Below are 20,574 nucleotides of genomic sequence, written 5' to 3'. Positions count from 1 at the left end.
TTCCTTGATCGCAGCACCATTTGGCAGGACACTTCATCTCGGGAGACTGGGTGCCACAAGCGTAGGAGCAAGCAGCATGGCGATGTCACGCAAGGAAGAGGCGCGCGCACTAAGCGCCGACGAACACGGTCTGGTGGAGAAATCGTACCATCCGGCGGTGCAGGATCTTGCCGACGCCGAGCTTGCCGGCCTGGTCAAGCTGTTGCGGGAGCGGCGCGACAAGGCGCAAAGCGAGGCGCGCCGGCGCCGCCGCGAAATACGCGGCAAGGGTGCGCCAAAGGGAGCCGTCGCTTCAAAGGCCGATGGCGGTTCGCAGTTGAAGCTCGAGGTTCTGGCGATGGCCATGCGGCGGCTGAATGGCGAGGCCGAACGCCGCCGCCAGCTGGCGGCGCGGATCTCGCTGGTCGAGAATGCGCGCAAGGCGCTTTCCATGAAGCAAGGCGCCGGCGCGGACGGCCCCGAGTTCAACACACGCACCGCGCACAAGGGCATGCGGGCGGTGGTGAACCAGAGGGCGCCGAACCTGGTGCGGCCGATGGAACTCGGCCGGCAGCGCAAGGCGGCCAAGGTGGCACAGGCAAAGCGCGACGCACGCTGAGTTTCCGCGCGCCGGAAGCCGGCCGGTTTGAGAATTGCCTCTTTATCGACACGCTGATGCGGGTAGAGTGCGGCTGACTTTCAATCGATGCTTGGGGATTGATGCTCGCACGCCTGTTCGTGATCTTCGGTGGCCTTTTCGTGCTGGTGCTGTGCGCGGCGCTGGTGGTGCCGTATTTCATCGACTGGGCGGGCTACCGTGCCGATTTCGAGCGTGAGGCGAGCGCCATTCTGGGCCGCAAGGTAACTGTCCAGGGCGATGCCACGGCGAGGCTGTTGCCGTTTCCCTCGGTGACCTTTTCGAACGTCACCGTCGCCGGCGGCACCGGCGGCCAGCCGGCAATGACCGTCGAGACCTTTTCGATGGACGCCGAACTTGCTCCCTTCCTGCGCGGCGAGGTGCTGATCTTCGACATGCGGCTGGTCAGGCCGAAGGCGACGATCGACATTGCTCAAGACGGAACCGTCGACTGGGCGATGCGGCCATCCTCGCCGTTCGATCCCAGCCAGATCTCGATCGAGAAGCTGACGATAACCGAGGGGCGGATCGCGCTCAGCCATGCCGCCGGCGGGCGCAGCCATCTCATCTCCGAGATCAACTCGACGATCTCGGCCAAGTCGCTGGCCGGGCCATGGCGGATGGACGGGTCAATGCGGCTCGACGGTTTGCGCACCACGGTCGCGGCCTCCACCGGCAAGGCCAGTGCCAATGGAGAGATGCGGCTCAGGCTCAGGGCCAATCCGGACGCCTATCCGCTGGTCATCGAGACCGACGGCAATGCCGGCATCGTCGAGGGCGCGGCGGTCTATTCGGGCCAGTTCAAGATCTCGGGTGTCGACAAGAATGGTGCCGACAAGAAATCGGCCGAGTTGCGCGGCGCCGATGGCGAGACGGTAAAAGTCAGCGTGGACAAGGTCGCCGCCGGCAGGCCGGATCCGGGGTTCAGGCTGAACGGCAATTTCTCGCTCGATCACCAGAAGCTCGGCGTCGACGAATTCCGCTTCGAAACCGGGCCGCTCGACAATCCCTATACCGCCGACGGCAAAGCCTCGGTCGATCTCGGGCTGAAGCCGAGTTTTGCGATCGAGGCCAACGGCGCGCAGGTGCAGTTCGATGAAGCCGTCGGCGCCGAGGCCGGCACCGGCCTGACCCTGGATCAGCGCATTGCCGGACTGGAGCAGGCACTGCTCGGCCTGCCGAAGCCGACCATACCGGGCACCGTCGAGGTCAAGCTGCCAGCGGTGGTCGCCGGCGACACGACGGTTCGCGACGTGCGCCTTTCCGCCGAGCCGACCGAAGGCGGCTGGTCGGTCAAGTCGCTGGCCGCGACGCTGCCCGGCCGCGCCAAGCTGGAAGCCAATGGCATGCTCAGCGTCGAGGGCCGTTTCGGCTTCACCGGTTCGTTGCTTCTGGCGGTGGCGCAGCCGTCAGGTTTTGCCGCCTGGCTGTCGAAGGATGTCGACGAGGCGATCCGCCGGCTGCCGGCCGCAGGATTCAAGGCGAATGTCGACCTGACCGAAAAGCGCCAGGCTTTCAGCGACCTCGAACTCGTGCTCGGCAAGGCGAAATTTTCCGGCCGTATCGATTCCAGCCAGCCCGACGACGCCAAGCCGTCGGTGCTGATGCGGCTCGAAGGCGGCGAACTCGATGTCGACGGCCTTGCGGCCTTCGCCTCGATCTTCATCAGCGACAAGGGCGCCAACCGGTTTTCCGACCGAGATCTCGATTTCCAGATCAAGGCCGGGCCGGTCAGCGCCGGCGGGCTGACCGCCGATACGGTCGATACCGCAATGAGGCTGCGCGACGGGTTGCTCGAAATCGACCGGCTTTCAGTGGGCGGACTTGCCGGCGCCTCGATCAGCGCCACCGGCCGGGTCAAGGATTTCCCGCAGAGCCCGACCGGCAAGCTTGACGCATCGGTGGTTGCCGTCGATCTCAAGCCGCTGATCGACGTGGCGGCGCAGCACTATCCGGACAATGCCATACTCGAAGGGCTGAAGACCCGCGTGGCGGCCTATCCCGAGCTGTTCCAGGACGCGCGCGTCGATCTGGTATCAAGTGCCGCCGGCAATGGCGACGGCACGACGGGGCTCGCGGTCAGCGCGCAAGGAAAGGCCGGCGGCTCGGCCTTTTCGGCATCGCTTTCGGGCAAGGGCGCGGCCGACCGGCTGCTCGAGGCGCCAATGACGCTGACCTTCAATGCCAGGAATGCCGACGCGACGGCGCTTCTGGCGCTCTACGGCCTGCCCGCGCTGCCGCTCGGCATGCTCGGCGAGGCGACCACCGATGTCTCGGCCAAGGGCACGTTTGGCGGCGGCATGGCGACGAGCTTCAGCCTCGCCGGCAACGATTTCAAGGCCGGGTTCGACGGAACGGTCACCGAGACGCCGCAAGGCCCGACGGCCAAGGGCAAGGTCAGCCTCGAGGCCACCGACATCGAGCCCTGGCTGATGACGACCGGCGTCGGCCTGCCGAATATGGGGTCAGGCATGTCGACCTCGCTTGCGGCCGATGCCGATTATGGCAACGGCCTCCTGGTGCTGAGCGGTCTCAACGGAACCGTCAACGAGGCGGCGGTTTCCGGCGACGTCAATGTCGACGCCAAGGATGGATTGCCCCATCTTGCCGGTGCTCTGGCGCTCGATGAACTCGATCTCGATCCGATGGCGGTGATGCTGTTCGGTGACCAAGCCTTTCTCGACACGAAGGGGAGTTGGCCGACCGCTCCTTTCAGCCAGAAGTCCAGCCTGCCATTCACTGCGGACCTCGACCTGACCACGGCGGCGCTGGCCGCCGGTCCGCTTGCCACGGCCTATGATGGGACGCTGTCGCTGAAGCTCGACCAGGAAGGCATCCGTGTGTCGGATCTCAAGGCAAAGCTCTTCGGCGGCATGCTTACCGGGCTGTTCGAACTGAAGAACACTGAAGGCACCGGGCTTTTTTCCGGCCAGATGAAGCTTGCCGGCACTGACCTGTCCACCGTGCTGCCGGAGGCCGGGATCAGCGGAAACGGCGATTTCTCGACGGCGCTTTCGAGCAGCGGCAAATCGGTCGATGCGATGATTGCGGCATTGTCCGGCTCGGGGACCGCCGCGCTGAAGGGCTTGGCCATTGCCGGGGTCAATCCCGCCGCCTTTGGTGCCTTCATCGCCAAGGCCGATGCGATCGGGCGCGACATCGACGCGGCCAAGACCGCTGGTTTCGCACCGCAGATCGCCGCCGCGGGCAGCTTTCCGGCCGGAGATACGGACATCGCCTTTACCATTGCCGGCGGCACGCTGAGGGCGCCACCGGTCAATTTCGACAATCCGGCGGCGACCTTGTCCGCCGACATCAGCGCGGACCTGAATGCCAGCACGGTCGCCGCCAACGGTGCGATCACCTATCGGCCGGGCGACGAGGCACTGGTCGGCTCCGAACCGACCCTGAATTTCAGCGTCGACGGACCGTTCGGCGCACCGAAACGGCAATTCGACAGCGAGCCGCTGGCGCAGTTCCTGACGCAGCGCGCGCTGGAAAAGGAGCAGCAGCGGGTCGAGGCGATGCAGGCGGCACTGCTTGAGAAACAGCGGCTGCGGCGCGAGGTGCGTTATTACGCGGCCCTGCAGAGCGAGCGCGACAGGGCAGCCGAGGAATTGCGCAAGCAGGAAGAAGCGGCGCGGCTGCAAGCCGAGGCTGATGCCAAGGCGAAGGCCGAAGCCGAGGCACAAGCCCAGGCCGAAGCGGAAGCCAAGGCCAAGGCGGATCTCGAAGCCAAAGCCAAGGCAGACGCCGAAGCAAAGGCAAAGGCAGAAGAGGAAGCGAAGGCCAAGGCTGAGGCCGAAGCCAAGGCTGAGATAGAGCGAAGGGCCGCCGAGGCAGCCAGGAAGGCACAAGCCGAGGAGGAAGAGCGCCAGAAAGCGGAGGAAGCAATGCGGATCGCCTCCGAGGAAAAAGCCAAGCTCGACGCCGAACGCAAGGCTGCGGCGCAGGCGCCGAAGGTGGAGCGTGCGCCGCCGGCCAACGACAATCCGTCTGACAATCCGCCGCCGGCCGAAGCCGCGCCAAAGCTCAAACCGTCATCGATCGAAAATTTGCTGAAATCGCTGGACGGCGGATAGCTACAAAGAACCTTTCATCCCTCGCTTGGCCCAGTCCAGGACGTAGAGCCTGAGCGCCGACGACAGGTTGGCGTCGCGCGGCCGGCTTTCATCGATTTCGGCGACCAGCGCGGCAAGCGTCAGTTTTCGTGCCGCTGCAATGGCGACGAGATCGTCGTAGAAGGGTTTTTCGAGGGAATAGCTGGTGCGATGGCCGTGGATGGTCACCGAGCGCTTTTCGACCGGGGTCATTTCACTTCACTTCAGGTATCGGACTCATCCGAAAACCGCCGCGCACTTTTCGGTCCGATGCTCTGGTCGCCAGGCTTTTCGCGGCGATGGCCGGCGACGAACTTCTCGCTCTTGTCGGCGGCCAGCCGGTCACGCTCCCGCTCAGCCCCGGAGCGGCCGTGCAGCGTCCGGTTCTGCTCGGCCAAGCGCTCCTTTTGCGCGCGCACCTTCTGCTTGCGGGCATGGCGGAGATTGACGATGTCGGCCATCTCGCGCGGCCCGTCGGGCTACTTCTTGCGGAAGGCGTCGAGGGACACCACGTCGGCGCCCTTGGCCGCGGCGTCGGCCGCGGCCGGCTTCTTTTCGGCCTCGGCGGCCTTCTTCTTGGTTTCCGGCTTCTTCTCGGCGACGATGGCCAGCGGCTCGGAAGGCTGGGTGGCCGGTTCGTCCTCCGCCGAGGTTTCCGTCTTCACGTCGAACTCGAGCTCGAAATTGACGGACGGGTCGTAAAAGCCGCGCACGGCCGAGAACGGGATTTCCAGCTTTTCCGGCACGTCGGAGAAGGACAGTCCGACCTCGAAGCCGGTGTCGGTGACCTTCAGATCCCAATACTGGAACTGGATGACGATGGTCATCTGTTCGGGATAGCGCTCGCGCAGCCGCGACGACACGCGCACGCCCGGCGCGCCGGTCAGGAAGGTGATGAAGAAATGATGGTTGCCGGGGAGGCCGGTGCGCGCGACCTCGGCCAGGACTTTGCGCATGACGCCGCGCAACGCCTCCTGGGCCAGAATGTCGTAGCGGATGTGGTCGTCGGCCATATGCCAGTCAGGTTCCGTTGAATCGTCCGCATAGCTGTAATCAAGCTTGAGGGCGGCGTAAACCGGATATAGAGGCCGACGGTGCAGATGCGAGACAGCGATGCCTGAGATTTGATCGCCTTATTTCATGCATGTCGTTGTCCCCAAACCGCCGAGCACCCTCGGGTCGAGCCCATGGCCGGCTTTGGGCGGCATGCATCAGGCGTTGGCAAGCGCGCCCTGTTTGCCGGCGCTGGCCGCAGGCTGCCGCTTGCCGAAGGCGCGCAGGAAGGTGCGCACGCCATGTGTCGCGGATTGCAGCACTTCGTCTTCGTCAGGCGTGCCGCCGAGCATGAAGGTGGTCTGCAATTCGGCATTGGCAAGCGCCAGGAACTGGCGCGCCGCGACATCGGGATCGTCGATGTCGAGGAAGCCGGCATGGGCGAGGCGGGCAAAACGGGCGGCGATCGCCGGCCATGTCCTGCCTGGTCCCTGTTCGCGCCATTCGGCGAAGAGTTCGGGATAGCGCTCGCCCTCGGTCTGGATCAGCTTGCGCAGGAATTTTCCGTCGCGGTTGCAGATGCAGTTTTGGTTCAAGCGCACGGCGAAGGCGATCAGGTCGGCTTCGAGATCCTTCGGCTGGTCGGGAAAGGTCGAAATGGTGGCGAAGATACCGGCATTGCAGCGCTCGGTGAGATCGCGGACGATGGCGACGAAGAGTTTCTCCTTGTCGCCATGGTGGTTGTAGATCGTCTGGCGCGACACGCCGGCTTCGGCGGCGATCATGTCGATATTGGCGCCGGCGAAGCTCTCGCGGCAAAACACCTCACTGGCGGCATCCATGATGGAGACACGCTTGGCCTCATGGCCGCGTGGCGGGATGATGTCAGGAGAAACGCCGAGCTTCATGAAAATCTATATAGACGTGATTGACGAAATGGACAAGAGTGTCTAAATTTGTAGACCTGACATAAAGAGATTTCGCTCGGCAGGGACGAAGAATTCGCTCCTGCAGGGTAGGAATTTGACGGGATGGAACGTCCTAGGGTTAGACGCCGGTCCGCGGCGGCAACCAGATTCGAAAGAAGCCTGCATCATGAGTCCTAAATTCCTCCGCATTGCGGTCGTGCTCGGCCTGTTGTCCGCCATCGGCCCCTTCGCCATCGACATGTATCTCCCGGCATTGCCTTCGATCGGCGAGGATCTCAACGCCAGCACGGCCGCCGTGCAGATGAGCCTGCTGATCTTCTTCCTGTCCATGGGTTTTGGCCAGATCGTTGTCGGGCCGATCTCCGACATGGTCGGCCGCAAGCTGCCGCTCTATGGCGGCCTGGCGCTGTTCATGGTCGGCGGCGTCGGCTCGGCGCTGGCGCCGACCATCGAATGGCTGATCGCCTTCCGTTTCCTGCAAGGGTTTGGCGCCAGCGCCGGCATGGCGGTGCCGCGCGCCATCGTGCGTGACCTGCACACCGGCACCGAAGCCGCCAAGCTGATGTCGCTTTTGATGCTGGTGTTTTCGGTGTCGCCGATCCTGGCGCCGCTGACCGGCAGCCAGATCATCGAGAATTTCGGCTGGCGCGCCGTATTCTGGACGGTGACGGGCGCGGCGGTGCTCGCCACCATCCTGCTCGCCACCTCGCTCAAGGAAACGCGGCCGGTTGAAGAGCGCGCCGGCTCCTCCTTTGGCACGGCGCTTTCAGGCTACCGTTTCCTGATGGGCGATCGCAACTTCCTTGGCCTGACAGCCATCGCCGGCTTCGGCATTGCGAGCTTCTTCGTCTATCTTTCGAGCTCGTCCTTCATCCTGATCGATTATTACGGGCTGTCGCCGTCGGTCTACAGCGTGTTCTTCTCGATCAACGCCGTTGCCTTCATCGGCATGTCGCAGCTGACCGGCCTGCTGTCGGAGCGCTTCGGCCTCAGGCGCGTGGTGCGCATCGCGGTGGTCGGCTATGCGACGACGATGGTGGTGCTGTTCGCGATTATGGCGTCCGGCGTCGACCGGCTCGACGTGATGGCGGCGCTGCTGTTCATCGGCTACGGTTTTCTCGGCCTGGTCATCCCGACGACATCGGTTCTGGCCATGGAGGAGCATGGCGAAATCGCCGGCACCGCCTCGGCGCTGATGGGCACGCTGCATTTCGCCATCGGCGCGGTCGCAATGGGTGTCGCCGGCGTGTTCTTCGACGGAACGCCGCTACCGATGGTCGCCGGCATCACGCTTTGCGCCGTGATCTCCTTCGCGCTGGCCAAGGTCACGATCGGCCGCGGTCGCGAAGCAGTCGAAGCGCCGGCCGAGTAACGATCACGAGACCTCCGGGGAAAGGCCGGGCCAGTCCCGGCCTTTTTCATGCCTGCGATCCGGTTCGCCGTGTTGCGAGGACCTGGCTTGCGGCCGCGATGGCAAGTGCTGCGACAATCAGGCTTGCCGCCACGGCGAAAGTGATCCGCATGCCTGACGCAACGGCTTCGGGAGGCGCGGTTGCCACATCGGTCGTCGCCGATGCGAGCGCGAACACGGCACCCATGACGGATGCGCCGGTGATGAGGCCGAGATTGCGCGACAGGCTGAGCATGCCGGAAACGACGCCGCGCTGGTCCGGCCTGACATCCATCATGACGGTGGTGTTGTTGGCCGCCTGGAACATCTGATAGCCGGGGGTCAGGACGATGATGGCGGCGATGTAGCCTGCAATGCCCAGAGATGCCGGAATCACGGACAGGGCGAACGAACCAGCCGCCATCAGCACAAGTCCGGCGGCGACCATCGTAGGGGCGCCAAAACGGTCGACGATACGGCCGGCCACGATACCGCTCACAGAGGAGACGATCGGGGCAATCGACATGGTCAGCCCAACAAGAGCCTCTTTGAGCCCGAGCGCGCGGGAGAGGTAGAACGGCGCGACCACCAGCGTTGCCATTATTACCGTCGAAACCAGCGCGTTCATGGCGAGGCTCGCACTCAGCGCCGGATCGCGGAACATCGCCAGTCGGACAAGCGGCGATGCTGTTCTTGCCTCAGCGAGCACGAAGAGGCCGATCCCGAACAGAGCAGCCAGCAGCAACGCCATGTTGAGCGAACCGAAACTGCCGCGCCCGACCGTCATGGCGAGCGCGTAGGCCGCGAGCGCCATGGCGAGCAGCAACGTACCGATAGTGTCGAAGCCGGCCCGATCGGCCTTCGGCTCGACGCGATCGACCGGCAAATGGCAGTGCGCGAGGTAGAAAGTCAGCATGCCCAGCGGCACCGCGACGAGAAAGATTGCCCGCCAGCCGAAGCCGGCGATCAGGACACCGCCGAGCGATGGGCCGATCGCGGTGCCGATCGCGGACATCGTTCCGAGCAGACCCATGGCGCTGCCGGTCCTTGCTTTCGGAACGGTGTCGCCGACAAAGGCGATGGTGAGGGCCATCATGATGGCTGCCCCCAGGCCCTGCGCCGCCCGGGCAGCGATGAGCCACCAGAGCGTGGGCGCGATGCCGCATAGGCCGGAGGCCGCGGCGAACAGGAAGATCCCTGCCAGCAGCAGCCGGCGGCGGCCGGCGATGTCGCCGAGCCGTCCGACGCTGACGATCAGCGTGGTGATCGCCAGGAGATAAGCCAGCACGATCCACTGGACGTCCTGGAAGGAGGCGTTGAACGCCTGTGCCAAATTCGGCAAGCCGACATTGGCGATGCTGGTGCCGAGCGAGGAAAGCAACATCGACAGCGACAGACCGGCGAGCGCCCAGCGGATTGAAGGTGTCCGTACCGTATTTGCGACTGCCGCCGCATTTTGTCCCGTGATGACTGGCTGTCCTGAAACGATTGGCTTCAAGGTGAACTCCGTCTTCTGGCGGCTCCCGGAACGGAGCTGCCGGAAAATAGTCCTCTGCATGACATGGCGGAATACGCATCATTTGCATTCCATTCGTGCATTTGACGCCACATCCAGGTCAAATCGTGCTATGTCAGGCGCATGTCGACACCCGATCTCAACCTGCTGGTCACCCTTGATGTCTTGCTGATGGAGGGCAGCGTCGCGCGTGCAGCCCGGCGGTTGCGGCTCAGTCCGTCGGCGATGAGCCGGGCGCTGGCGCGGCTGCGCGAGACGACGGGCGATCCGCTGTTGGTTCGGGCCGGACGCGGTCTCGTTCCGACACCTCGGGCACTCGAACTTCGCGAGCGGGTCGGTCAGCTCGTCGAGGATGCCAAAGCGGCCCTGCGTCCGGCGGAGAAGCCCGATCTCAGGCAATTGACCCGGACGTTCACGCTGCGGGCCCGCGAAGGCTTTGCGGAAAACTTCGGGCTGGACCTGATGGCTCGCCTCAGGGAGGAAGCTCCCGGCGTGCGGCTGCGCTTCGTGCTGAAGTCGGACAAGGAAAGCACGCCGCTGCGTGAGGGGAGCATCGATCTGGAGACGGGCGTCGTGGGAGGCGCCACGGGTCCGGAGGTGCGCACGCAGGCATTGTTCAGGGATCGCTTCATCGGCGTCGTGCGAATGGGGCACCCGCTGAGCCAAGGCGAGATCACAGCCGCTCGTTATGCGGAGGGCAAGCATATCGGCGTTTCGCGGCGAGGGCTCGACAGGGGGCCGATCGATGAAGCCCTGGAACCGTTCGGGCTGAAGCGAGACATCGTCATGGTCGTCGGCAGCTTCTCGACCGCGCTGGCCCTGGCCCGGGCGTCCGATCTGATCGCCACTGTCCCCGAGCGATATACCGGCAATCTGCGCGCCGGAATGCATAGTTTTGCCATTCCGGTCGCTATGCTGGAGGTAACGATTTCATTGCTCTGGCACCCGCGGCTCGACGCCGATCCGGTGCATCGCTGGTTGCGCGGATGCGTAAGGGAGGTTTGCGGCGCGGCTGGCTGAGGCTTTTTGCGCTATTGCTTGGACCGGCCCGCTTGAATGCACGATTGAATCTCGTATACGAGTATACGAATATCCGGCCGCGGCATCGTTGTCGGCTTCCTTTTCAAGCACCAGATCATTCGGGAGACATTGATGGCCGCGAACAGATTGCGCATTGCCGTGCTCTTTGGCGGGCGCTCCGCCGAGCATGAGATTTCGGTGCTTTCGGCAACCAATGTCATGCGCGCGCTGGAGCCCGCCAGATATGATGCGGTGCCGATCTTCGTCACCCGCGAAGGGCAATGGCTGCTGAGCAGCTTCGAGGGTGGGGCGCTGGCAAGGCCGGCGGCGGAGACTGAGATCTGCCTTGTGCCGGGCGGGCGCGGGCGCATCCTGGCGATCCCGGCCAGCGGCAAGCCGCATGAACTGGCGAAGATCGATATCGTCTTTCCCGTGTTGCACGGCCTGCATGGCGAGGACGGTTCGGTGCAAGGGCTGGCGGAAGTGGCGCGGGTGCCGTTTGCGGGCTGCGGAATCCTCGGTTCAGCCACGGCCCTCGACAAGGAGATAGCAAAGCGCCTTCTGAAAGAGGCGGGATTGCCGACGGCCCGGTCCGTTACGATTTCGCAAGGGGAAGCGCCGGCTTTTACCGACCTGCGGCGCGACCTGGGACTGCCGCTTTTCATCAAGCCCGCCAGGCAGGGCTCGTCCGTCGGCGTCAGCAAGGTCGCGACCGAGCGGGATTATGAGGCCGCGCTCGTCGAGGGCTTCAAACACGACAGCAAGCTGCTGGCCGAGGAGTTCATCAGCGGCCGCGAGATTGAATGCGGCGTGCTGGAGGACGCCAATGGCGGGTTGTTCGTGTCTCGCCCCGGCGAGATCGTACCAGCCGAAAGCCACGGCTTCTACAGCTATGATGCCAAGTACATCGATGAAAATGGCGCCGTCCTGAAGGTTCCGGCTGAACTGCCGCCGGAGATCGAAGGCAAGATCCGCGAGATCGCCGCCAAGGCCTTTCGCGCCGTCGGCTGCGACGGCATGGCACGCGTCGATTTCTTCCTGACGACCGACATGCGCACCCTCGTGAACGAGCTCAACACCATCCCCGGCTTCACCGATATCAGCATGTACGCCAAGGCCATGGCGGCGAGCGGGGTCAGCTATGCGGAGGTCATCGACCGGCTCGTGGCGCACGGCCTGGCACGTGCCGGCGCTAATTTGCCGGCTGTAGCTTGAGACCTCTCATGGCGGACAAAGACGCCTGGCCAGCCCGGCCTTCTTAACCGGACTGCAATCCCATCTCCGCCAGCGCGAAGCGCAGCCGAGCTTCGATCGGCGCGCCCTGCGCAACGCAAGAAACCGACCGGCAAGCCTGCCGCCGCTACCAAATCGAAAGAGGGGAGAAGTGGAGGTTTCTGTTGCCAGGTACCTCCGAACCCCGCCTAGAAGTGCGAACCCCTAGGGCTTGATTTGAAGCGTTCGCACTGCATTAAGCAGCGAGACGAGCTTCCGCATAGTTGTCGTTGGCAACTATAAGTTTAGCCCGATGACGGTGGTACAATGCCGGGCAAAAGTACGATCTTTACACCTTCGTCGATCCTATTTCGCCCCCAGCAAAAGCCGCTCTCATCGAGCGGTTTTTGGTGGAGGCGCCGGGTACCGCCCCCGGGTCCGAACGGCTTATTTCATCGCCCATTTATCGCCATAGTCGGTCAAGCCGACAAAACGAATATAGGGGGCCATCGCAGGAAATGAAAGGCCGGAAAGCCGTTTCATATCTGTCTCAAAGCGGATCATGGAGGGTTGACTTGCACGCGCACTCAACCGAAGCTTTGCCGCGGTGAGGAATTATCAACCTAGCGCAGAGTTCGCGGCAGCGCGCCACAGCCCTCATCGACTGGATCCCGTGGCGCCGACGAGGGGAATTTTGATGTCCGACTATCTTGCAGACGTGAAGAAGTACGACGCCGCGGCAAATGCCGATGCGGTCGCCAAGATCGTGAAGCATCTGGGCATCGCGCTCAGGAACCGCGATTCCTCGCTGGTGTCCTGCACGGATCCCAAGGAACTCGAGCGCGTCCGGAACAACTGGGCTGCCAAGAAACTCGGCGTCACCGACGGCAGCAAGGCGGACGCTGCCATCGAAAAGACCTGCAAGGCGATGGCGGCCGACAACACCAAGAGCCGCGTGACCTTTTATTATCTGGTCGCCAAGGATTTGGGCAAGCTCGGCTCACTCTGACATCTGCATCGAAGCGGAAGCTGGCGCGATTTGCCGCGCCAGCTTGTAACGCTATCGGCGTTGAAACATCTTGCGCTTTGATATGTTCGGCCGACAGCCAGTCGGCTACTATGGATGGCAACCCGAATCGAGCCGAAGCCAATGCGCCAGTATCTCGACCTCTTGAATCATGTGCTGGAAAACGGCGCCGACCGCGACGACCGCACCGGCACCGGAACACGCTCGGTGTTCGGCTACCAGATGCGCTTCGACCTGGCGCGCGGCTTTCCGGTCACCACCACCAAGAAGCTGCATCTGAAGTCGATCATATACGAACTTTTGTGGTTCCTGGCCGGCGACACCAACATCGAGTACCTCAAGGACCATGGCGTCTCCATCTGGGACGAATGGGCCGATGAGAATGGCGATCTCGGCCCGGTCTATGGCAAGCAATGGCGCTCCTGGCCGGATGGCCACGGCGGCGCCATTGACCAGATTGCAGGCCTTCTCAAGGAGATACGCAAGAATCCTAATTCCCGCCGGTTGATCGTTTCGGCGTGGAACCCGGCCGAGGTGGAGGCCATGGCGCTGCCGCCCTGCCACTGCCTGTTCCAGTTCTATGTCTCGGAAGGCAGGCTCTCCTGCCAGCTCTACCAGCGTTCCGGCGACATCTTTCTCGGTGTTCCCTTCAACATCGCCTCCTATGCGTTGCTGACGCTGATGGTGGCGCAGGTGACCGGGCTGAAGCCCGGCGATTTCGTTCACACGCTGGGCGACGCGCATCTTTACTCGAACCATTTCGAGCAGGCGCGCGAACAGTTGCGACGCACGCCCAAGACGCTGCCGACCATGTGGATCAATCCGGACGTGAAGGATCTCTTTGCCTTCCGCTTCGAGGATTTCCGGCTTGAGAACTATTTCGCCGACGCGACGATCAAGGCGCCGATCGCTGTATGACGCTGGAGAGGGCGACACTCCAAGCCATTGCCAACGCCAAATTACGTGACGCCGAACTCCTGTTTCAGAACGAACGCTTTTCGAACGCATATTATCTTTTCGGTTACGCAGCTGAGATCGCCATTAAGTCGCGAATATCCAGACTGTTCAGTCCTGATACGATCCCTGACAAGAAATTCGCCCAAGACATGACCTCAACAAGCTCATAGCGTTGGCTGGCTTGTCCGCCGAGCTTACCGAGCGTCGTGCGTCTTCGCCTGTGTTCGATGGCCACTGGTCAGCGGTCTCGGATTGGAATGAGGCTTCGCGCTACGATATGATAGATGTGTTTGAGGCGACGGCCATGCGAAATGCCATGGTCGACGAAGAACAAGGAGTGTTCGGATGGCTTCAGGAGCGCTGGTAAGGGCCGACATTGATGCCGGGATCGATTTGATTCGTGCTCTTGACGAAAAGAGGTTCGGGGTCGCGGCTGCACCATGGCTGTACAATGGCGATGTCGAGAATTGGCGTATGGTCATCGCCTATCGGGGGTAGCGAAAGGATCTCGAGAAAAAGTACCTTGATGCGGCAACCATTGCCGCAGACTGGCGCAAAGCGCGCCCAGACCAGCCGATTCTGGATCTTAGCAAGGTAAAGATCACATCAGCGGACGACCGGCTGATAGCCGGCTTAGGCACCGCGATGCGGGTGGATGGCCTTGGAGAAGTACGATTTTCCCATAACACCGTCGACGGCATTTATGTCGAAGATGCTTTGATTCACAGGCTCGCTGCCTGAACCTTGTAGATTGGGAAGTGCTCAGTCGACGCCGACCATCACATCCGAGGCCTTGATCACGGCATAGGCCTGCCGCCCTTTTCAAGCTGGAGATCAGCCACTGCCTCGTTGGTGATCGAGGCGGTGACGACGGAACCGCCGATGTCGATCAGCACGTGCGAAGTGGTGGCTCCCTTGACGATCTCGACGATCGTTCCCTTGAGGATGTTGCGGGCGCTGATTTTCATGCGACGTCTCCTTCGGCGTGATACCGCTGTATCCGGTCCAACTCATCGTAGGCCGCGACAACATCAAGATACAATCCCGGCGTCGAGTAAAAGCCTTCCCTTGTTATGTTCATCCGGATATATCGATTGACAGGCTTCGAGCCGAGCGGATTTCAAACCCAGGGAGAGTTTTCATGGTGACGCGCAAAGGTCTTGGATTGAGGGCGATTGCGATCGGTGGTTTTGCTGCGGCACTGATGGCTGCAGTGCCGGCAGCGCACGCGGAAGACAAGGTGATCGTGTTTGCCGCAGCCAGCCTCAAGGACGGGCTCGATGCCGTCAACAAGGCCTGCGAGGCCGATGTCGGCGAGGCCGCGACGGTCTCCTACGCGGCAAGTTCGGCGCTGGCCAAGCAGATCGAGGGCGGCGCGCCGGCCGATATCTTCATTTCGGCCGATCTCGACTGGATGAAGTATCTTTCCGACAAGAAGCTGACCAAGCCGGACACCGAGGTGAAGCTGCTCGGCAACGAGATCGTGCTGGTGGCGCCGAAGGATTCAACGGCCGAAGCCAGGATCGAAAAGGGTTTTGATCTCGCCAGGCTCATCGGCGATGGCAAGCTCGCCATGGGCGATTTCAAGGCGGTGCCGGCCGGCAAATACGGCAAGGCGGCACTTGAATCGCTCGGCGTCTGGTCGTCGGTCGAGGGCAAGGTGGCGCAGGCCGAGAATGTGCGCGCGGCGCTGAAGCTGGTTTCGACCGGCGAAGCGGCTCTCGGCATAGTCTATGCCACCGACGCGCATGCCGAAAAGGGCGTCAAGGTGATCGGCGCCTTCCCGGAGGATTCGCACCCGCCGATCATCTACCCGGTTGCCCAGACCGCCGACTCGAAGGACAAGGATACACCGGCCTTCCTGAAATGCCTGCAATCCGCCAAGGCCGGCGCGCTCTTCAAGGAGCAGGGGTTCACCGTCCTGACGCCGAGCAACTGAGGCACGAAACCAAGGCATGACCTGGCTGCTGGACCTCACTCCCGACGAATGGAATGCGGTCCGGCTGTCCATCAAGGTGGCGACCGTGGCGATGCTTTTCAGCCTGCCACCGGGCATATTGATCGCGCTCGTTCTTGCCCGCGGAAAATTCTGGGGCAAGACGCTGCTCAACGGGCTGGTGCATCTGCCGCTGATACTGCCGCCGGTGGTGACCGGTTATTTGCTGCTTTTGACGTTCGGCCGGCGCGGGCCGGCCGGCGCGTTCCTCGCCGAGCATTTCGGCATCGTCTTCTCGTTTCGCTGGACGGGTGCGGCGCTGGCCTGCGGCATCATGGGCTTTCCCCTGATGGTGCGGGCGATCCGGCTGTCGATCGAGGCGGTCGACCGCAAGATGGAAGCGGCGGCCGGGACGCTTGGCGCCAATCCGTTGCTCGTGTTCGCCACCATCACGCTGCCGCTGATCCTGCCGGGACTGATCGCCGGCGCGATCCTGTCCTTCGCCAAGGCGATGGGCGAGTTCGGCGCGACGATCACCTTCGTTTCCAACATCCCGAACGAGACGCAGACGCTGCCGTCGGCGATCTACACTTTTACCCAGGTGCCCGGTGGCGATGAAGGCGCGCTCCGGCTGACGCTAATCTCGATCGTCATTTCGATGGCCGCCCTTGTCGCCTCGGAAGTGCTGGCGCGGCGCGTCGGCCGGCGGATGGACATCGAATGACCGTAACTGTCGACATCAGCCATCGGCTTGGCGATTTCGGGGTCGATGCCCGTTTCGAGAGCGCAGGGCGATTGACTGCATTGTTCGGCCCCTCGGGCTCCGGCAAGACGACGCTGATCAACCTGATCGCCGGGCTGATCCGCCCCGACAAAGGGCGGATCGCAGTCGACGGCCGCGTGCTGGTCGATACGGCGGCGGGCATCTTCGTGCCGAAGCACAAACGCCGGATCGGCATGGTGTTCCAGGACGCGCGGCTGTTCCCGCATATGAGCGTGGCGAGCAATCTGCGTTATGGCCGCTGGTTCACGCCCACAGCAGAACGCTACGCGGATTTCAATGCGGTGGTCGACCTGCTCGGCATCGGTCCGCTGCTGGAGCGGCGGCCGGCGAAGCTCTCCGGCGGCGAGAAGCAGCGCGTGGCGATCGGCCGGGCGCTGCTTGCCAGCCCGAAACTGCTGCTGATGGACGAGCCGCTGGCCTCCCTCGACGACGCGCGCAAGGCCGAGATCCTGCCCTATATCGAGCGGCTGCGCGACGAGACGAAAATTCCGATCGTCTATGTCAGCCATTCCGTCGCCGAGGTGGCGCGGTTGGCGAGCGACGTAGTGGTGCTGGCGCAAGGCAAGGTCGCGGCCGCCGGACCGACTACGGCGATCATGCAGCGGCTCGATCTGTTGCCGGCGGAAGAGCGCGGTGAGGGCGGCGGCGTGCTGGATACGGCGGTGCTGCGCCATGACGAAGTCTTCGGCATGACCGTGCTCGGCTCGGCGGCGGGCGAGATCCGCGTGCCGCTTCTGGCGATGCCGGTCGGTGCGCCGGTCCGCATCCGCGTCCGCGCCCGTGACGTCATGATCGCCACCGAACAGCCGACGGGCCTCAGCGCGCTCAACATATTGCCGGGCACGATCGTCGCGATTGAGCCGGGCGAGGGGCCTGCGGTCGAGGTCGCAATCGACTGCAATGGCGCAACCATACTTGCCCGGATCACCGAGCAGTCGCGACAGGCGCTGAAGCTACGGCTCGGCCGAAAGGTGTTCGCGGTGGTCAAGACGGTGAGTTTCGACCGGGCGAATACCGGCGCCGGCCTGCCGGTAGAGTCGGATGGGTGACCGATCCATGATTTTCGCTATGTTGCTTTGGAATAGCGATATGGTCGAAGAGACATTAGTCTGGGTGCGGGCGTGACTGCGGAGGAGCAAAAATGCCGTCGCTGAGCTTGCGGATAAATCTCGATCCCGACGGGCGCATCGGGCCGGGCAAGATCGAGCTTCTGGAGCAGATCGCCGCCTTCGGCTCGATCTCGGCCGCGGCGCGCGGCATGGAAATGTCCTACAAGCATGCCTGGGATCTGGTCGAGGACATGAACCGGGTGTTCGGCAAGCCGCTGGTCGCGGCGCAGACCGGCGGCAGGAAGGGCGGTGGCGCCCAACTGACGGCGGTGGGGCTCGCTGTGGTCAGCCGTTTTCGCGCCATAGAGCGGGCGGCCACTTCGGCGGCAGCGACGCATATGGAGGCACTGCAGGCGGAGATAGACGCGGGGTGAGAGGAAGGGAGTAGGGGAATAAGGCAGTAGGGCAGTAGGGATATGAGAATTCGCGACTATCAGAGTTTTTCGTGTGAGATCTTGCCTATCACGCCTCTAAAATATTATTTCCTACTGCCCTACTGCCCTACTGCCCTACTGCCCTACGTCAGGTTTGCGCAGCAGATAGGTGTCCATGATCCAGCCCTTTTTCCGGCGGGCTTCTTCGCGGACGCGCTCGATCTCGTCGCCGACATCGCCGAGGCGGCCGGAAATGATGATCTCGTCTGATGTGCCGAGATAAGCGCCCCAGTGGATCAGGGTGTTCTTGTCCTCCAGCGTGTTGAAGGCGCATTTGCCGTCCAGCATGACGACGATGCTGCCGGCATTTTCGGGCAAGCCTTCCTCGGTGAGCCGGCGGCCCGTGGTGATCAGGATGGCATCGCCGATGCGGTTCAGCGCCATTTTGTGGCTGGCGGCAAGCGCCTGGACGGCGGTGATGCCGGGAATGACCTCCAAAGCGAATTCGACATTGCCCCTGAGGCGCACGCGCTCCAGGATGCGCAGCGCGCTGTCGTAGAGCGAGGGATCGCCCCAGATCAGGAAGGCGCCGCAGCCGTCTTGCGCAAGCTCGTCGCGGATCAGGCCTTCATAGATCGCTGCGATCGCCTCATGCCAGTCATCGACGGTCGAGCGGTAGGAGGACGTCGGCTCGGCGCGCACCGGCACCTCGAATTCGACGCGGCGTGACTTCGGATTGGTGACGAAGCGGTCGCAGATCTGGCGGCGCAATTCGGCGAGATCGTTCTTCGCCGCGCCCTTGTCGGGAATGAACAGCACTTCGGCCCGGTTCAAGCCGTTTATGGCCTGCACGGTCATATGGTCGGGATTGCCGGCGCCGATGCCGATGACGAGAAGCTTGCGCATGGGCGAACTCCTGCCCGATCGGAGCGTTTGTGTCCAGATAACCGTGGCATCGATGCAAGCGTCCGCGGCGCACGCAAGGGCTTGAAACGCCACGTTGAACAGCTAGGGTCATGGCTGCATTCTCGCTGAGGAGCTTCGATGTTTCGATCTGTCGTGACCGCAGCACTGGCACTCTGCGCCGCGCCCGCGTTCGCCAATGATTCGGTTGCCGAACTGGGCACCGGCGGGCTGATCCTGTCGCGCAGCGACGCGGTGGCCATGGAGAGCGAGAACCTCTTCATCTCGGCGGACAAGGTGACGGTCGACTATGTCTTCCGCAACAATACGGACAAGGATGTCGATGCGATCGTCGCCTTTCCGATGCCCGACATCGAGGGCGACCCGAACGAGATGCCGGCGATCCCCGACGACCAGAGCGATAATTTCCTCGGCTTCGAGGTAACGATCGACGGCGTGGCGGCAAAGCCGCAGCTCGAGCAGAAGGTGTTCGCGCTCGGCATCGACATCAGTGCCGACCTCAAGGCGCAAAACGTGCCGTTCTACCCGTTCGGCGATGCCGCCAAGGCGGCGCTGGCCAAGCTGCCGCCGGCGGTTGCCGACGACTGGGTCAACCGTGGCATCATCATTCAGGATACTTCCGACGACGGTTCGGGCATGAAGACCGTCTATGCGCCGTTCTGGCAGTTGCGCTCGACCTATTGGTGGCGCTCGACCTTTCCCGCCAACAAGGCGGTCCGTGTCGCCCATCATTACAAGCCGAGCGTCGGCGGCACGTCCTCGCTCAGCTTCTTCCACGACGGCCAGTTCCAGGGCCAGTATGGCGCCTACAAGACCCGCTATTGCATGGACGATACGTTCGAGAATGCTGTCCGCAAGGCGGCAAAGGCCGATCCCGACGGCAACCCGAAATATTTCGAGAACCGCATCGCCTATATCCTGACCACCGGCGGCAACTGGGCATCGGGCAGCATCGGCAAGTTCAAGCTGACCATCGACAAGGGCGATCCGAAGAACCTGGTCTCGTTCTGCGGCGATAATGTCAGGAAGGTCGGGCCGACCACCTTCGAGATGACGGCCGATGACTTCTATCCCGAGCGCGACATCGACATATTGCTGCTCGAGCCGTCGGATAGCGAGGGCGGCGGCTGATGGACGTCGCGATCTATGTCGCCATCGCCGAGAACGGCGTGATCGGACGCGATGGCGGCTTGCCGTGGCGGCTTTCCAGCGATCTCAAGCGGTTCAAGGCCGACACGATGGGCAAGCCCATCATCATGGGCCGCAAGACCTATGAAGGCATCGGCCGGCCGCTGCCGGGCAGGCTCAACATCGTGGTGACCCGCGACAAGACCTGGCGCGCCGAGGGCGTCGAAATCGCGCATTCGCTCGACGACGCGATCAGGCTGGCGGATGTTCGCGGGCGCTGCATGGCCGGCGTCGACGAAATCTGTGTCATCGGCGGCGGCGAGATCTATGCCCAGGCGTTGCCGCTGGCCGACCGCTTGCATGTCACCCATATTCTGGCTGTGGTCGATGGTGACGCACATTTCCAGCCGATCGATCCGGATTTGTGGCACATTGTCCGCTCCGAGGACATTCCGGCCGGTGAAAAGGATAGCCATGCGACGCGCTATTCGGTTTACGAGCGACGCCATGACGTGCATTGAGAGGCGATAAAGGGCCGCGACCGCTGCAAAATCGGACG

At 63.1% G+C, this 20,574-nt stretch carries 19 protein-coding genes, 1 other RNA gene and 1 pseudogene; 13 read left to right on the top strand and 8 right to left on the bottom strand.

Features of this window, described 5'->3' with window-relative positions; translation table 11 throughout:
- Positions 1–76 precede the first annotated feature (76 nt).
- Both MESS2_RS21765 and MESS2_RS21760 read left to right on the top strand, forming a co-directional pair.
- Positions 77–598, top strand: coding sequence for a hypothetical protein (locus tag MESS2_RS21765; protein WP_008876613.1), 522 nt, complete (start codon positions 77–79; stop codon positions 596–598).
- Between the two features lie 101 nt (positions 599–699).
- Positions 700–4,698, top strand: coding sequence for an AsmA family protein (locus tag MESS2_RS21760; RefSeq protein ID WP_008876612.1), 3,999 nt, complete (start codon positions 700–702; stop codon positions 4,696–4,698).
- Here MESS2_RS21760 and MESS2_RS21755 read toward each other — a convergent pair whose 3' ends face one another.
- The 4 genes from MESS2_RS21755 to MESS2_RS21740 form a co-directional block, all read right to left on the bottom strand.
- Positions 4,699–4,929, bottom strand: a complete 231-nt coding sequence (locus MESS2_RS21755) for a ribbon-helix-helix domain-containing protein (protein ID WP_008876611.1) — start codon at positions 4,927–4,929, stop codon at positions 4,699–4,701.
- Positions 4,930–4,940: 11 nt separating this feature from the next.
- Positions 4,941–5,177: a DUF4169 family protein gene (locus tag MESS2_RS21750; protein WP_008876610.1), complete on the bottom strand. Its 237-nt coding sequence runs from the start codon at positions 5,175–5,177 to the stop codon at positions 4,941–4,943.
- 18 nt (positions 5,178–5,195) lie between these two features.
- A complete protein-coding gene (locus MESS2_RS21745; RefSeq protein ID WP_008876609.1) occupies positions 5,196–5,729 on the bottom strand; it encodes an SspB family protein in 534 nt (177 codons plus the stop codon).
- Positions 5,730–5,927: 198 nt separating this feature from the next.
- Entirely contained in the window at positions 5,928–6,617 is a 690-nt protein-coding gene (locus MESS2_RS21740) for a TetR/AcrR family transcriptional regulator (protein ID WP_008876608.1), read from the bottom strand.
- 187 nt (positions 6,618–6,804) lie between these two features.
- Here MESS2_RS21740 and MESS2_RS21735 point away from each other — a divergent pair, with 187 nt between their 5' ends.
- Positions 6,805–8,010, top strand: a complete 1,206-nt coding sequence (locus MESS2_RS21735; RefSeq protein ID WP_008876607.1) for a multidrug effflux MFS transporter — start codon at positions 6,805–6,807, stop codon at positions 8,008–8,010.
- A gap of 46 nt (positions 8,011–8,056) precedes the next feature.
- On the opposite strand, the gene MESS2_RS21730 is transcribed toward MESS2_RS21735, so the two are convergent.
- Positions 8,057–9,526 carry an MFS transporter gene (locus MESS2_RS21730; RefSeq protein WP_008876606.1) on the bottom strand — a complete coding sequence of 490 codons (1,470 nt, stop codon included), beginning with the start codon at positions 9,524–9,526 and terminating at the stop codon, positions 8,057–8,059.
- A gap of 141 nt (positions 9,527–9,667) precedes the next feature.
- On the opposite strand from MESS2_RS21730, the gene MESS2_RS21725 reads away from it, so the two are divergent.
- The gene (locus MESS2_RS21725) at positions 9,668–10,564 is read left to right on the top strand and encodes a LysR family transcriptional regulator (protein WP_008876605.1); all 897 of its coding nucleotides are present in this window, start codon (positions 9,668–9,670) and stop codon (positions 10,562–10,564) included.
- Between the two features lie 132 nt (positions 10,565–10,696).
- The gene (locus MESS2_RS21720; RefSeq protein ID WP_008876603.1) at positions 10,697–11,779 is read left to right on the top strand and encodes a D-alanine--D-alanine ligase family protein; all 1,083 of its coding nucleotides are present in this window, start codon (positions 10,697–10,699) and stop codon (positions 11,777–11,779) included.
- A gap of 168 nt (positions 11,780–11,947) precedes the next feature.
- Here MESS2_RS21720 and ssrA read toward each other — a convergent pair.
- Positions 11,948–12,304, bottom strand: a transfer-messenger RNA (tmRNA) gene (gene ssrA / locus MESS2_RS31325).
- 169 nt (positions 12,305–12,473) lie between these two features.
- On the opposite strand from ssrA, the gene MESS2_RS21715 reads away from it, so the two are divergent.
- Together MESS2_RS21715 and MESS2_RS21710 are read left to right on the top strand one after the other, a co-directional pair.
- Positions 12,474–12,785 (top strand): DUF2853 family protein, encoded by a 312-nt coding sequence (locus MESS2_RS21715; RefSeq protein ID WP_008876601.1) that lies wholly within the window; start codon positions 12,474–12,476, stop codon positions 12,783–12,785.
- A gap of 141 nt (positions 12,786–12,926) precedes the next feature.
- Entirely contained in the window at positions 12,927–13,721 is a 795-nt protein-coding gene (locus MESS2_RS21710) for a thymidylate synthase (RefSeq protein WP_008876600.1), read from the top strand.
- A gap of 801 nt (positions 13,722–14,522) precedes the next feature.
- Here MESS2_RS21710 and MESS2_RS21695 read toward each other — a convergent pair.
- A pseudogene (locus MESS2_RS21695) lies at positions 14,523–14,728 on the bottom strand (TOBE domain-containing protein).
- Between the two features lie 173 nt (positions 14,729–14,901).
- Between MESS2_RS21695 and modA the strand changes: the two are divergent.
- From modA to MESS2_RS21675, 4 genes are all read left to right on the top strand, one after another.
- A complete protein-coding gene (modA, locus tag MESS2_RS21690; protein ID WP_008876596.1) occupies positions 14,902–15,699 on the top strand; it encodes a molybdate ABC transporter substrate-binding protein in 798 nt (265 codons plus the stop codon).
- 16 nt (positions 15,700–15,715) lie between these two features.
- Positions 15,716–16,420, top strand: coding sequence for a molybdate ABC transporter permease subunit (gene modB / locus MESS2_RS21685; protein WP_008876595.1), 705 nt, complete (start codon positions 15,716–15,718; stop codon positions 16,418–16,420).
- On the top strand, positions 16,417–17,529 hold the full coding sequence (gene modC, locus MESS2_RS21680; RefSeq protein WP_008876594.1) for a molybdenum ABC transporter ATP-binding protein: 1,113 nt from the start codon (positions 16,417–16,419) through the stop codon (positions 17,527–17,529). Before modB ends, modC begins: the two co-directional genes overlap by 4 nt.
- Positions 17,530–17,621: 92 nt before the next feature.
- A complete protein-coding gene (locus MESS2_RS21675; RefSeq protein WP_008876593.1) occupies positions 17,622–17,963 on the top strand; it encodes a winged helix-turn-helix domain-containing protein in 342 nt (113 codons plus the stop codon).
- A 135-nt stretch (positions 17,964–18,098) separates the two neighbouring features.
- Here MESS2_RS21675 and cobF read toward each other — a convergent pair whose 3' ends face one another.
- Positions 18,099–18,869, bottom strand: a complete 771-nt coding sequence (gene cobF, locus MESS2_RS21670) for a precorrin-6A synthase (deacetylating) (RefSeq protein ID WP_008876592.1) — start codon at positions 18,867–18,869, stop codon at positions 18,099–18,101.
- 138 nt (positions 18,870–19,007) lie between these two features.
- On the opposite strand from cobF, the gene MESS2_RS21665 reads away from it, so the two are divergent.
- Both MESS2_RS21665 and MESS2_RS21660 read left to right on the top strand, forming a co-directional pair.
- A complete protein-coding gene (locus MESS2_RS21665; RefSeq protein ID WP_008876591.1) occupies positions 19,008–20,018 on the top strand; it encodes a DUF4424 domain-containing protein in 1,011 nt (336 codons plus the stop codon).
- Positions 20,018–20,536: a dihydrofolate reductase gene (locus tag MESS2_RS21660; RefSeq protein WP_008876590.1), complete on the top strand. Its 519-nt coding sequence runs from the start codon at positions 20,018–20,020 to the stop codon at positions 20,534–20,536. Before MESS2_RS21665 ends, MESS2_RS21660 begins: the two co-directional genes overlap by 1 nt.
- The last annotated feature ends 38 nt before the right edge of the window (positions 20,537–20,574 follow it).

This window comes from Mesorhizobium metallidurans STM 2683, from assembly GCF_000350085.1.
GTDB classification, from domain to species: domain Bacteria; phylum Pseudomonadota; class Alphaproteobacteria; order Rhizobiales; family Rhizobiaceae; genus Mesorhizobium; species Mesorhizobium metallidurans.
This window is presented reverse-complemented; position numbering and strand designations above follow the sequence as displayed.